Annotated in this window: 12 protein-coding genes; 1 reads left to right on the top strand and 11 read right to left on the bottom strand. The window is 67.7% G+C overall.

Annotated elements, in window-relative coordinates; translation table 11 throughout:
* The 11 genes from KDJ86_RS03625 to aptA all read right to left on the bottom strand — a co-directional run.
* The coding region (locus KDJ86_RS03625; protein WP_291743047.1) for an ABC transporter permease at positions 1-1,092 on the bottom strand (1,092 nt) is incomplete at its 3' end.
* Positions 1,089-2,318 carry a flavin monoamine oxidase family protein gene (locus tag KDJ86_RS03620; RefSeq protein ID WP_291743044.1) on the bottom strand — a complete coding sequence of 410 codons (1,230 nt, stop codon included), beginning with the start codon at positions 2,316-2,318 and terminating at the stop codon, positions 1,089-1,091. The genes KDJ86_RS03625 and KDJ86_RS03620, both read right to left, overlap by 4 nt.
* A complete protein-coding gene (locus KDJ86_RS03615) occupies positions 2,315-3,244 on the bottom strand; it encodes an ABC transporter permease (protein ID WP_291743040.1) in 930 nt (309 codons plus the stop codon). Before KDJ86_RS03615 ends, KDJ86_RS03620 begins: the two co-directional genes overlap by 4 nt.
* Positions 3,245-3,253: 9 nt before the next feature.
* Positions 3,254-4,138: an ABC transporter ATP-binding protein gene (locus KDJ86_RS03610; RefSeq protein WP_291743037.1), complete on the bottom strand. Its 885-nt coding sequence runs from the start codon at positions 4,136-4,138 to the stop codon at positions 3,254-3,256.
* Positions 4,138-5,595: a dihydropyrimidinase gene (gene hydA / locus KDJ86_RS03605; RefSeq protein WP_521085251.1), complete on the bottom strand. Its 1,458-nt coding sequence runs from the start codon at positions 5,593-5,595 to the stop codon at positions 4,138-4,140. Before hydA ends, KDJ86_RS03610 begins: the two co-directional genes overlap by 1 nt.
* 18 nt (positions 5,596-5,613) lie before the next feature.
* Positions 5,614-6,417, bottom strand: a complete 804-nt coding sequence (locus tag KDJ86_RS03600; protein WP_291743031.1) for a hypothetical protein — start codon at positions 6,415-6,417, stop codon at positions 5,614-5,616.
* Positions 6,418-6,834: a nuclear transport factor 2 family protein gene (locus tag KDJ86_RS03595; protein WP_291743029.1), complete on the bottom strand. Its 417-nt coding sequence runs from the start codon at positions 6,832-6,834 to the stop codon at positions 6,418-6,420.
* A gap of 105 nt (positions 6,835-6,939) precedes the next feature.
* On the bottom strand, positions 6,940-7,158 hold the full coding sequence (locus KDJ86_RS03590; protein ID WP_291743027.1) for a hypothetical protein: 219 nt from the start codon (positions 7,156-7,158) through the stop codon (positions 6,940-6,942).
* 49 nt (positions 7,159-7,207) lie between these two features.
* Positions 7,208-8,458 (bottom strand): Zn-dependent hydrolase, encoded by a 1,251-nt coding sequence (locus tag KDJ86_RS03585; protein ID WP_291743025.1) that lies wholly within the window; start codon positions 8,456-8,458, stop codon positions 7,208-7,210.
* 209 nt (positions 8,459-8,667) lie between these two features.
* A complete protein-coding gene (locus KDJ86_RS03580) occupies positions 8,668-10,164 on the bottom strand; it encodes a CoA-acylating methylmalonate-semialdehyde dehydrogenase (protein ID WP_291743023.1) in 1,497 nt (498 codons plus the stop codon).
* Positions 10,165-10,237: 73 nt separating this feature from the next.
* Entirely contained in the window at positions 10,238-11,581 is a 1,344-nt protein-coding gene (gene aptA, locus KDJ86_RS03575) for an omega-aminotransferase AptA (protein ID WP_291743020.1), read from the bottom strand.
* A 521-nt stretch (positions 11,582-12,102) separates the two neighbouring features.
* Between aptA and KDJ86_RS03570 the strand changes: the two genes are divergently transcribed.
* Positions 12,103-12,753, top strand: coding sequence for a TetR family transcriptional regulator C-terminal domain-containing protein (locus tag KDJ86_RS03570; RefSeq protein WP_291743017.1), 651 nt, complete (start codon positions 12,103-12,105; stop codon positions 12,751-12,753).
* Positions 12,754-13,229: the final 476 nt, after the last annotated feature.

Genomic DNA, 13,229 nt, shown 5'->3' with positions numbered 1-13,229 from the left:
GCGCTCGAGGAGCGCCATGACACCATAAAACACGGAGCCGGCGAGCGCCGCCACCGCAATTTCCGCCCACACCATGTCGACCGCCAGGCGGCCGACCTCCGTGGAGATGCGGAATCCCATGCCGACGATCGGCGTCCCGAAGAATTCGGCGACGATGGCGCCGATCAGGGCCAGCGTCGAATTGATCTTGAGGGCGTTGAAGATGAAGGGCAGGGCGGCCGGCAGCCTGAGCTTGAACAGCGTCTGCCAGTAGTCGGCCGCGTAGGTGCGCATCAGGTCGCGCTGCATGGCATCGGAGGCGGCGAGCCCGGCCACCGTGTTCACCAGCATCGGGAAGAAGGTCATGATGACGACGATCGCCGCCTTCGACTGCCAGTCGAAGCCGAACCACATCACCATGATCGGCGCCATGCCGATGATCGGCAGGGCCGAGACGAGGTTGCCGACCGGCAGGAGACCGCGTCGCAGGAACGGGCTGCGGTCGGCGAGGATCGCGATCAGGAAGCCGCTGGCGCAGCCGATCGCATAGCCGGCAAGCACCGCCTTGAGGAAGGTCTGGTTGAAGTCGGCCCAGAGGATGTCGGTCGAAGTCGCGATTCGCGCCCAGATCGCGCTCGGCGGCGGCAGCAGGACCGGCGGCACGCCCGCGCCGCGGACGATCACTTCCCACATGAAGAGCAGCCAGATGCCGAAGATCAGCGGCACGACCACCTTGAGCAGCCACGCATAGGCCCGGTTGGCCGGCCTGACGGCGGAAAGGCCGGCAACCAGCCGCCAGGCCAGCAGCCAGAGCGCGATCACCAGGCCCCAGAAGCCCCAGCCGGCATTGCCGTCGACGGCCGGCAGCACGGTCAGCGCCAGGACGCCGCCGATATGGACGACGACGAGCAGCATCAGGTCGGCGACATCGGATGCGGCCGGTCGGATGCTCGCCATGGCGGTGAGGAACAGGAGGAGGACGATGAGGATGGCATGGATGCCGAAGCCGAGGAGATAGGTATTCGGCCCGTCGGCGTTGAGCGGCAGCAGGCTCGCCGCGACCAGCGCGGCGAAGGCGAAGAGCGCCTGCCAGGAATCGCGGGTCTCGGTCATCCGCCACCCGCGATCGCTGCGGCGACGGCCTCGCCCGACAGCCGGGCGCCGCCGCAGGTCTGCTTCAGCGGACCGGCGAGCGCTTCGCCGGCGAAGTAGATCCGCTCGGCGACCGGCCGGGCCAGCACGTCGCGGGCGCCGGCCTGTCCGGGACGCGCCGCGGCATAGGCGCCGCGCGTCCAGCGCTCGGAACCCCATTGCGTCATCGCGCCCTTGCCGATCGCCTTGCGGGCGTCGCCGCCGAAGGCCCGTACCAGCCGCTCGGTGGCGAAGTCGACCGCCGCCTCCTCGCCGGCGCATTCGATCTCCCAGGCGAAGTCGCCGCCGACGAAACCGACCATCAGGTCGAGATCGAATGGGAAGCAGAGGAAATAGATGTCGCCATGGCCGCGCCGCTCGATCAGCAGGTCGTCGAAGGCTCGCTGGCCAAACCGCTCGCCCCTGACCACCAGCGGGATCTTGGTCAGCAGCCCCATCGGCAGATAGTCGAAGGCCGCGTCATGGTCTTCCGGCAGATCGGGGACGAAACGGACGCCGCCGAAGGCGAGCACGCCGGTCGAGACGGTGACGATGGCCTTGCCGGCGCGGACGGTGCCGCGGTCGGTGGCGACGACGACGCCGGGGCCGTCCCAGCGGATTTCGCGGACGGGCGTACCAAGCTCGACCGGAACATCGGCGCCCCAACGGGCGACCAGCGCGCCGAAGCCCTCGTAGGTGAAATAGTTGGGATCGAGATCGGCGGCGCTGGCGAGGTCGGCAATCGAAAGCTCGTCGGCATCCTGCGCGAAGTCCATCGGTCCCGCGAAGGTCGCGGCCGCGCTGCCGGCGGGCGTCGTCGCGAAGAGCTCCGACAGCCGGTCGCCGACGGCGCTGCCTTCTTCCAGCGCGCTGGCGAGGGCTTCCTCGGCGCCGGCCATCTCGGCGAGCTCCCTGGCGGTCGCCAGTTGCCGCCCGAAATAGAGGTGGTCGACGCCCATGTCGTGGTGGTACATGCGCCAGCCCGCGGCCTGGGCCTCGGGGAAGAAGGGGTTGCGGTCGGCGGCGTGGAGCCAGGCGCAGCCCCGGTCGAAGGGTATGCCGAAGGTGTCGGTCTCGGTGAAGGCCCGTCCGCCGATCCGGTCCATCGCCTCGAAGACGATGACCGACTTGCCGGCCTTGGCGAGGGTCCTGGCCGCGCCGAGCCCGGCCGCTCCCGCGCCGACGACCACCACGTCCACGTCGCTCATGGCGGCATCCCCATCAGGCGCATGACGATCCTTTGCGCGATGCCGACGATGGTGACGAGTACCGCCGCCATCACCGCCGCGACAACCAGCGCCGACCAGATCTGCACGGTCTGGCCGTAGTAGGAGCCGGTCAGCAGCCGCGCGCCGAGCCCGGCGACGGCTCCGGTCGGCAATTCGCCGACGATCGCGCCGACCAGGCTCGCCGCGATCGCGACCCGCATCGACACGAAGAGATAGGGAACCGAGGTCGGCCAGCGCAGCTTCCAGAAGGTCTGCGCCTTCGAGGCATTGTAGGTGCGCATCAGGTCGAGGTTGATCGGGTCGGGCGCCCTCAGCCCCTTCACCATGCCGACCGTCACCGGGAAGAAGGAGAGGTAGGTCGAGATCACCGCCTTGGGCAGCAGCCCGGTCAGCCCGAGCGAGGCGAGGACGACGATGATCATCGGTGCGATGGCAAGGATCGGGATGGTCTGCGAGGCCACCACCCACGGCATCAGGCTCTTGTCGAGGCTGGCGACATGGACGATGGCGATCGCCAGGCCGATGCCGAGCAGCGTCCCGAGCACGAAGCCCGCCAGCGTCGAGGAGAGGGTGATCCAGCCGTGATAGAGGAGGCTGCGCTTCGAGGTCGGGGCGGTGAGGACGATCGTCTTGTAGAGCTCCTCGCCGACCTGGTGCGGCGCCGGCAGTACCGGGCGCTCCTGCGACCAGGTCGCCTCGATGAACTCCACCACCCCCGGCTTGACGTCCTGGCGGGCGAAGACCTCGTATTGCCAGGGCGAGTTGAGGAAGGTCGCGGCGATGTACCAGATGACGATGATCGCCAGCACGATGACCGAAACCGCGAAGAAGCTTGACCGCAGGAATCGCTTGAGCAATCCCGGCGGGGCGGGTGCATGGGCGATGCTGGCGGCGGTCGCGCTCATGCCGGGGCCTCAGTCCTCGTAGCTGTGCCCGGCGCGCAGTCCCTCGCGCACCCGGTGGGCGATCTTGAGGAATTCCGGCGTCTCGCGGATGTCGAGGCTGCGATCCCGCGGCAGGCCCGAGTCGATGACGTCGTGGATCTTGCCGGGCCGCGGCGACATCACCACGATCCGGGTCGACAGGAAGACCGCCTCCGGAATCGAGTGGGTGACGAAGACCACCGTCTTGTTGGTCTTGGCCCAGAGCTGGAGGAGCTGCTCGTTGAGATGGTCGCGGACGATCTCGTCGAGCGCGCCGAACGGCTCGTCCATCAGCAGGAGCTCGGGCTCGACCGCGAGCGCCCGGGCGATCGAGGCGCGCTGCTGCATGCCGCCGGAGAGCTGCCAGGGGAACTTGCGCTCGAAGCCCTGGAGGTTGACCAGCGCCAGGTTGTCGGCGACCCGCCGGTCGCGTTCCGCCCGCCGCAGGCCCATGATCTCCAGCGGCAGGGCGATGTTGCGGGCGATGTTGCGCCACGGATAGAGCGCCGCCGCCTGGAAGACGTAGCCGTAGGCACGCTTCTCCCGCGCCTCCCGCGGCGTCACGCCGTTGACCGCGATCGTCCCGCCGGTCTGCCGCTCGAGATCGGCGATGACCCGGAGCAGGGTGGTCTTGCCGCATCCCGACGGACCGATCAGCGAGACGAACTCGCCGCGGCCGATGGCGAGATTGATGTCGCGCAGCGCCTCGACCGGCCCGTCATTGGTGTGGAAGGTCAGCGACAGGTGATCGATGCCGATGACCGGGCTTTCCGGCGGGGCCGCCTGCTGGTCGGGGATGGCGCCGGGCGCAGCCGCGCCGGCGGGCGTGACCTGCCCGGTGACCGGCGCTGCTGCAGTCTCCGGAGACGTCACCATCACACCCCGATCGGCATGTTCTTTTCCGACCGCTCCACCGGCTGGGGAGTCGTCAGCGCCTTCCAGGACGACAACGCCTCATGCACCGGCGGGTTGGCGGGACGCTCGATGAACTTGCCGCGGCCGTCCTCGGCCGTGACCTTGCCGTCCTCGAAGACGACCTCGCCGCGCGACAGCGTGTAGCGCGGCAGCCCGGTCACCTCGATCCCCTCGAAGACGTTGTAGTCGATGATCGAGAATTGCGTCTCGGCGGTGATGGTCTTCGATGTCTTCGGGTCCCACACCACCATGTCGGCGTCGGAGCCGACGGCGATCGCGCCCTTGCGGGGATAGATGTTGAGGATCTTCGCGATGTTGGACGAGGTCACCGCGACGAATTCGTTCATCGTCAGCCGGCCGGTGCCGACACCCTTGGTCCACAGCACCGGCATCCGGTCCTCGAGCCCGCCGGTTCCGTTCGGGATCTTGGTGAAGTCGCCGACGCCCATCCGCTTCTGTTCGCTGGTGAAGGCGCAGTGGTCGGTCGCCACCACCTGCAGCGAGCCCGAGGCAAGTCCCGCCCAGAGTGAATCCTGGTTCTGCTTGTTGCGGAAGGGCGGCGACATCACCCGCCGCGCGGCATGGTCCCAGTCCGGGTTGAAATACTCGGATTCGTCGAGCGTCAGGTGCTGGACCAGCGGCTCGCCATAGACGCGATGGCCGAGTGACCGCGCCCGGCGGATCGCCTCGTGCGCCGCCTCGCAGGAGACGTGGACGACGTAGAGCGGCACGCCGGCCTGGTCGGCGATCATGATCGCCCGGTTGACCGCCTCGCCCTCGACTTCCGGCGGCCGCGAAAAGGCGTGGCCTTCCGGACCGGTGGTGCCGATCCCCATGTATTTCTGCTGGAGCCGCGCGACGACGTCGCCGTTTTCCGCGTGGACCAGCGGCATGGCGCCAAGCTCGCCGCAACGCAGGAACGACTGGTACAGCTCGTCGTCGTTCACCATCAGCGCGCCCTTGTAGGCCATGAAGTGCTTGAAGGTGTTGATGCCGCGGTTGACGACCTCCTCCATCTCCTTCCACACCTGCTCGCCCCACCAGGTGATCGCCATGTGGAAGGAATAGTCGGTGGTCGCCTTGCCGGCCTTCTGGTGCCAGGCCTGCAACGCCTCGATCAGCGACTGGTTGAAGTCCGGCAGGACGAAATCGACCATCATCGTCGTGCCGCCGGAGAGGCCGGCACGGGTCCCCGAATGGAAATCGTCGGCCGAATGCGTGCCCATGAAGGGCATTTCCATATGGGTATGCGGATCGATGCCGCCGGGCATCACGTAGCAGCCCGAGGCGTCGATCACCGTGTCGCCGGACAGGTCCTTGCCGATCGCGGTGATGGTCTCGCCTTCGATCAGCACGTCGGCGGGAAAGGTGGTGTCGGCCGTGACGATCGTCCCGCCCTTGATCACTGTGCTGGTCATGGTCTGGCCTCTCATTCTCTAACCGGAAATTTCGGGTATGGCATCGGCGCCGCAGATGGTCCGGGCCTCGTCGACGACCGGCGCGGCAAGGCTGATGACGCTGGTGACGGCTTCGGTGCCGAACCCCTCATGCGATGCGTTCAATGCCTTCATCTCCACCGCCAGCCCGCCCAGCGCCGACAGGCTTGCCGCGCTCCATCGCGAGGCCGTTGCCTGGTCTTTGGCCGCCAGCACCTCTTTCGAGGCATGATAGATCAATATCGGCGACGGTGCGCCCGGCTTCCCTGCGATCGTCGGCAGCACGCGGGCGACGGCTTTCAGCGCCTTGCCCACCTGGCCGCAAGCCCTGGTGTCGCCGACCCCGGGGCGGGCGAAGACCGGAACGATATCCGCGCCGCAGGTTGTGGCGGCTTCCGCCGAGATTGCGTCGGCCAGCGAAAGGAGTTCGGCAGCTTGTGCGGCGTCGAGACCGGTTTCACGGCCCGCATCCGCGAGGTCGAAGATTCTGCTTGCCGCATCCAGCGTGGTCGCGCTCCAGCCCGAGTCTTCGAGCCGGTCGAGCATGTATTCGGCGGCGTCCGCGACATACCCCGCGTCGCCCGCGGATGGTTTGCCATCGCGGACGGCCAGCAGCGCTTCCGCCGTCCACTTCAGGGTTTCCCTGACCGAGGGACAGGCGTCGGGTGGCGGCGCGGCGATCGCCGGAACTGCGGCTGCGACGGCTGCCATCGCCGCGACAGCCCTCATGCCACCATCCCCGGTGCGACTGCGTCCAGCCTTTTCCGCCGGGATATCAGCAATGCCTATCCCCTCCGCGAGCACCTATTCGCCGCCGCCATCGTCGCCGCCGAAATCGCCGTCATCGTCGTCGTCCTCCGGCTCGTCTTCGATTGCCAGGAAGACCATCCGGCTGATGAAGGCGCCATCGAAGGTGAACATGTGCTCGGCCTTGCGGTCCTCGATGATCGCGCCGTCGAGGGCGCGGACAAGCTCGTGGACCCGGACGCGCGCCTTGTCCCCGCCGATGATCTCGATCTGCAGCGGCTTGATCAGCGTATCGGTCTCCTTCCACAGCTTTTCCCAGTGGGCGCGGACGGCCGCCCGGCCGCGCTCGTGGTCGCCGGTCCTCAGGTTCGGCCACTCGACCTCCGGCGCCAGGAATTCGGTCGCTCCCTCGATGTCGCGCTCGTTGAAGGCGCGGTACAGCTGCATGAGGACTTCGCGATGATCTGTGGTCATCCGGGAACCTTCTCCTTGCGAAAGCTGGCAATATTCGTTTTGGGCGTGGGAGGCGCGACCGGCATGCGGGTGCGCATCCGCAAAGGCCGGATTCCGCGCCGATGGTCAGGTTTCGACCGGCTCCAGCCGCTTCTCGATCCGGGCGACACGTTCGTCCATGCGGTCGAGGCGATTTGAGAGGCTGGCATACTGGGCCGTGAGCGTACCGACCTGGCTCGCGAGAAGTCCGGGCCGGCTCTTGATTTCGCGCAGATCCTCGCTGTGGCGATCGAGCGTTTCGCGGATCGCACGCAGATGTTCGAGGATGAGGTTGTCTGTCTCCACGGCCCATGCTCCGCAGGAAGCGGCACCACGAAACGTAGGGGAGATCGCCTCATTCCACAATCTCCGCGGTCTCGAGCGCGGCGTGGAACAGGACGTCGGCGCCCGCCGTCGCCCATTCCTTGGAAATGTTCTCGTCCTCGTTATGCGACAGGCCGTCGACGCAGGGACACATGACCATCGCGGTCGGCGCCACCTTGTTGATCCAGCAGGCATCGTGGCCGGCGCCCGAGACGATGTCGATATGCGAAAGCCCAAGCCGTTCGGCGGCGTCGCGCACCGCCTTGACGCAGGCCGGGTCGAAGGTGACGGGATCGAAGTGGCCGGCGACCTCGATCTCGATGCCGAGGCCGAGCGCCTCGGCGATCTTCGGCGCCTCGGCCTCTATTCTTCCCTTCATCCCGTCGAGCGTCGCCTGGTCGGGCGAGCGGATGTCGATGGTGAAGACCACCTTGCCGGGAATGACGTTGCGCGAGTTGGGATAGACGTCGACATGGCCGATGCCACCGACCGCCGCCGGCTGGTTCTCCATCGCGACCGACTGGACCAGTTCCGCGATCCGGGCGAAGCCGAGGCCGGCATTTTTGCGCATCGGCATCGGGGTCGAGCCGGTATGGGCCTCCTTGCCGGTCAGCGTCACCTGCAGCCACCACAGCCCCTGGCCGTGGGTGACGACGCCGATGTCCTTGCCTTCCGCCTCGAGGATCGGCCCCTGCTCGATGTGGAGCTCGAAGAGGGCATGGAAGGGCCGGCCGCCGACCGGCTCGGGACCCTTGAAGCCGATCCGCTCCAGCTCGTCGCCGAAGCGCTTTCCCTCGTGGTCCTTGCGGTCATAGGCCCAGTCGAGCTCGTGCTCGCCCGCGAAGACGCCGGAGGCGAGCATCGCCGGGGCGAAGCGGGTGCCTTCCTCGTTGGTCCAGTTGACCACCTCGATCGGGTATTTGGTCCGGATGCCGAGGTCGTTCATCGTGCGCACCGCCTCCAGCGCGCCGAGCACGCCGAGCACGCCGTCGTAGCGGCCGCCGGTCGGCTGGGTGTCGAGATGCGATCCGATCACCACCGGCGGCAGCGACGGGTCGGTCCCCTCGCGGCGGGCGAACATGGTGCCCATCTGGTCGACCTTGAGGGTCATGCCGGCATCCTCGCACCAGCGCCGGAAGAGGCGGCGGCCCTCCGCGTCCTCGTCGGTCAGCGTCTGGCGGTTGCTGCCGCCCCGCACGCCGGGTCCGATCCTGGCGATCTCGTGGATCGACTCCCACAGCCGGTCGCCATTGATGCGGAGGTTGTCAGCGGGTTTGGTCATCGGTCAGGTCCCCTTCGTCTAAACAGGACACGCCACCGGCCCGCCCCAGCCGCTCGTCCCCGCGCAAGCGGGGACCCAGATTGTGCCGCGCACATCGCTGCCCCTCAAGGCCTGCTTTCCTGCGCTTTCCGCTCAAGCCTTGATCCCCGCTTGCGCGGGGATGAGCGGTCGAGACTCGCGAAAGCGCTCCACAAACCAACCGGCTGTCCTCAGTTCATCGTCGGGAAGTGGAACACCGCGCCTGACTTGATGCCTTCCGGCCAGCGCGAGGTGACGGTCTTCAGGCGCGTGTAAAAATGCACGCCCTCCGGCCCGTAGATCGCGTGGTCGCCGAACAGCGACCGCTTCCAGCCGCCGAAGGAATGATAGGCGACCGGCACCGGGATCGGGACGTTGATGCCGACCATGCCGACCTCGATATTCTCGGCGAAGGCGCGGGCGGCGTCGCCGTCGCGGGTGAAGATCGCGGTGCCGTTGCCGTATTCGTGGTCATTGATCATCTTGACGGCATGGGCGTAGTCCGGCGAACGCACCACGGACAGCACCGGGCCGAAGATCTCTTCCTTGTAGATGCTCATGTCGGTGGTGACGCGATCAAAAAGCGTGCCACCGACGAAGTAGCCATTCTCGAAGCCCTGCGCCTTGAAGCCGCGGCCGTCGACCACCAGCTCGGCGCCCTCGCGCTCGCCGGCGTCGATATAGCCGAGCACCTTTTCCATATGCTGCCTGGTAACCAGCGGCCCCATCTCGGCCTCGGCGTCGTCGGCGGCGCCGATCCGGAGCTTCCGCACCCGCGGCGCCAGCGACTCGATCAGCTTGTCGGCGGTCTCCTCGCCGACCGGGACGGCGACGGACACCGCCATGCAGCGCTCGCCGGCCGAGCCGTAGCCGGCGCCCATCAGCGCGTCGGCGGCCTTGTCCATGTCGGCGTCGGGCATGACCACCATGTGGTTCTTGGCGCCGCCGAGCGCCTGCACCCGCTTTCCGTGCGCCGTGCCGGTCCGGTAGACATATTCGGCGATCGGCGTCGAGCCGACGAAGGAGACGGCCTTGATGTCGGGATGGCCGAGGATGCCGTCGACGATCTCCTTGTCGCCATGGATGATGTTCAGCACGCCGTCCGGGAAGCCGGCCTCGCGGAACAGCTCATAGATGACCATCGAGGCCGAGGGGTCCTTCTCCGACGGCTTGAGGATGAAGGTATTGCCGCAGGCGATCGCCACCGGATACATCCACATCGGCACCATGGCCGGGAAGTTGAACGGCGTGATGCCGGCGACGACGCCAAGCGGCTGGCGGTCGGAATGGGTGTCGATCGCCGGGCCGACGAGGCGGGAGAACTCGCCTTTCAGCAGCTGCGGGATGCCGCAGCAGAATTCGACCACCTCGATGCCGCGCTGGACCTCGCCGACGGCGTCGCCATGGACCTTGCCATGCTCGGCCGAGATCGCCCCGGCGATCCGGTCGACATTCTGGTCGAGCAGGTGCTTGAAGCGGAACATGTGCCGGGCGCGACGAAGCGGCGGGGTGTTCGCCCATTCCGGCAGCGCCAGCTTGGCGGCGGCGACCGCCGCGTCGAGCTCGGCCGTCGTCGACAGGGGCAGCACCGCGGACTGCTCGCCGGTCGCCGGGTTGAAGACCGGCGCCGTGCGCGGGCTGGTCGAGGTGACCAGCTTGCCGCCGATGATGTTCTGAAGCGTCTGCATCGCGGGACCTCCCTTTGGAATTCAGGCGGAACATACATTCCGTTCGTGAAGATGTGGAATGCTCATTCCGCAGTCACGCGAGCGTCTTGAGGATCCCCCGCAGCGTGTCGAAAAGCTCGTCGATCTGTTCCTTGGTGATGATCAGCGGCGGCGACAGGGCGATGATGTCGCCGGTGGTGCGGATCAGCAGCCCCTTCTCGAAGGCCTCGAGGAAGGCGGTGAAGGCGCGCTTGGTCGGCTGGCCGTCGATCGGCTCCAGCTCGATCGCGCCGACCAGGCCGCAATTGCGGAGGTCGATGACGTGCGGCAGGTCCTTGAGGCTGGCGAGGCCGTCCGCCCAGTAGTCGGCGAGCTCGCCGCCGCGGGTCAGCAGCCCTTCCGCCTCGTAGATGTCGAGGGTGGCGATGCCGGCGGCGCTGGAGACCGGGTTTCCGGAATAGGTATAGCCGTGGAAGAACTCGATCAGGTGCTCCGGGCCGTTCATGAAGGTCTCGTAGATATCCTTCTTCACGAAGACCGCGCCCATCGGCACGACGCCGTTGGTGACGCCCTTGGCGGTCAGCACGATGTCCGGCGTGACGCCGAAATAGTCGACCGCGAAGGGAACGCCGAGGCGGCCGAAGCCGGTGATCACCTCGTCGAAGATGAGCAGGATGCCGTGCTTGTCGCAGATCGCCCGGAGCTTCTCGAGATAGCCCTTGGGCGGGATCAGCACGCCGGTCGAGCCGGCGACCGGCTCGACGATCACCGCCGCGATGGTCGAGGGGTCGTGCAGCGCGACGATCTTCTCGAGGTCGTCGGCGAATTCGGCGCCGTGCTCGGGCTGGCCGCGCGAGAAGGCGTTGCGGGCCGGGTCGTGGGTGTGGCGGATGTGGTCGACGCCGGTCAGCAGCGTGCCGAAATGCTTGCGGTTGGCGACGATGCCGCCGACCGAGATGCCGCCGAAATTGACGCCGTGATAGCCGCGTTCGCGGCCGATCAGGCGGAAGCGGCCGCCGTCGCCCTTCACCTTGTGATAGGCGAGCGCGATCTTGAGCCCGGTCTCGACCGACTCCGAGCCCGAGTTGGTGAAGAAGACATGGTCGATGCCCGGCGGCATGTAGGTGACCAGCCGCGCGGCGAGCTCGAAGGCCTTCGGATGGCCCATCTGGAAGGCGGGCGCATAGTCGAGCTCGCGGATCTGGGCGCCGACCGCGTCAGCGATGCCCTGGCGGCCGTGGCCGGCATTGACGCACCACAGCCCCGCCGTTCCGTCGAGGATCTTCCGGCCGTCGGCCGAGCGGTAATGCATGCCTTCGGCCGCGACCAGCATCCTCGGCGCCTGCTTGAACTGCCGGTTCGCGGTGAACGGCATCCAGAAGGCTTCGAGATTGTTGGTGCTGCGTGCCGTGGTCGCGTTCGCGGCGTCGTTGGCCATGTCGTCAACCTCCCTCACTGTTTGCGGGCCCTGTCGCTGGGCAGGTCCGGGCGCCCGGACGATTGCGTCGGCGGGCCTTTTCTTTTACGAGGAAACGGCGAAATTTCCTGACCATTTGGTCAAGGGAAACCTAGACAAGTTCCAGAGCCCGCTCAAGGGCCGTTTTGGGGCCAATTGGTCGCTGGCGAGGCGCTTTGGCCCGGGAGGGGAGGCCGCTTGCAGTCGGTTTCGGCGTCGGTCTGGATGAGTGGTCCGGGGGCGCCCGCCGTGCGTCCCTCGGCCGGGCCGGTGCATCCTTCGAGCGACCCGGTGCGCCCTTCGAGGCTCGGGCTTCGCCCTTGCACCTCAGGATGGCGGGGTGGGGTGTCCTCTGCGAGGGCTTCCGTTGCCGTGGCAAGCGTCACTGACCCCGCCATCCTGAGGTGCTCCGCGAAGCGGAGCCTCGAAGGACGCAAGACCCGGCGCGCCGGCTCCCCACAACGGAGAGGCCGGGCGGTGCGTCGGCGGGCAGGGAGCGTCCGATGAGCATGGCGACCGCCACCCCCCGCGCCGGCCAGACCCGCAAGCGCACCCGCATCCAGGCGGCGAACGAGGCCCGAATCCTCGATGCCGCCCTGGAGGTCTTCTCCACCTACGGCTATCGCGGCGCCACCGTCGACCAGATCGCCGGGGGCGCCGGCATGACCAAGCCGAACCTCCTCTATTATTTCCGCCGCAAGCAGGACATCTACCTCGCCGTCCTCAACCGGACGCTGGAGATGTGGCTGCAGCCGCTGGAGCATCTCGACGCCGAAGGCGACCCGGCCGCCGAGATCACCGCCTATATCGACCGCAAGCTGGAGCTCAGCCGCGACAATCCGGAGGCCTCGCGCCTCTTCGCCATGGAGATCATGCAGGGCTCGCCGATCCTCGGCCCGGTGCTGACCGGCCGGCTCAAGAAGCTGGTCGACGAGAAGGCGGCGGTGCTCAAGGCCTGGATCGACGCCGGCCGGCTCGCCCCGGTCGATCCCTATCACCTGATCTTCATGGTCTGGGCGACCACCCAGCATTATGCCGATTTCGAGACCCAGATCCGCGCCGTCCTCGGGACGAAGGCCACCCGCCCCGCCCATTTCGACATCGCGAAGCGGACGCTGGAGCAGGTATTCTTGAGGGGGATCATAGGGGATTAGCCAGGCGCGACGGTTTGCGCACCGGAGCAGGGCGGATTAGCGAAGCGTGATCCGCCACCGCCACCGGCATCGCCAGCCGCACCGGCTGCGGCGGGTTACGCCTGCGGCTAACCCGCCCTACCCCGCTCGCGCGCGCGGGGCCGGCCCGCCGCGGAGGCCACCCCTGTCATCCCCGGCGAGGGCGAAGCCCGAGGGAAGGGGAACCAGTAACCGACGCCGGCGCCAAACGAGTCGCGACCCCGTCTGCCGGATCCCCGCCGGAGCCTGCCCCCGACCTGATCGGGGGCGGGGATGAGCGGAGACGCGTCGCGCCGGACCGCTCCCACGCGGGCATAACAAAAACCTTGTCCCCCTCCGCCCAACCGCCCTCATAATCAGTGCCATCCTCGCTCACCGGGGGCGCCGTCCGGAGGCGTTCGTTTGGCGGAGCGGGGAGCGGCGCCCGCGGCGAGACCACCGGTCCGGGGGAGACCCCG

The organism is Bauldia sp., assembly GCF_020442045.1.
GTDB lineage: Bacteria > Pseudomonadota > Alphaproteobacteria > Rhizobiales > Kaistiaceae > Bauldia.
This window is presented reverse-complemented; position numbering and strand designations above follow the sequence as displayed.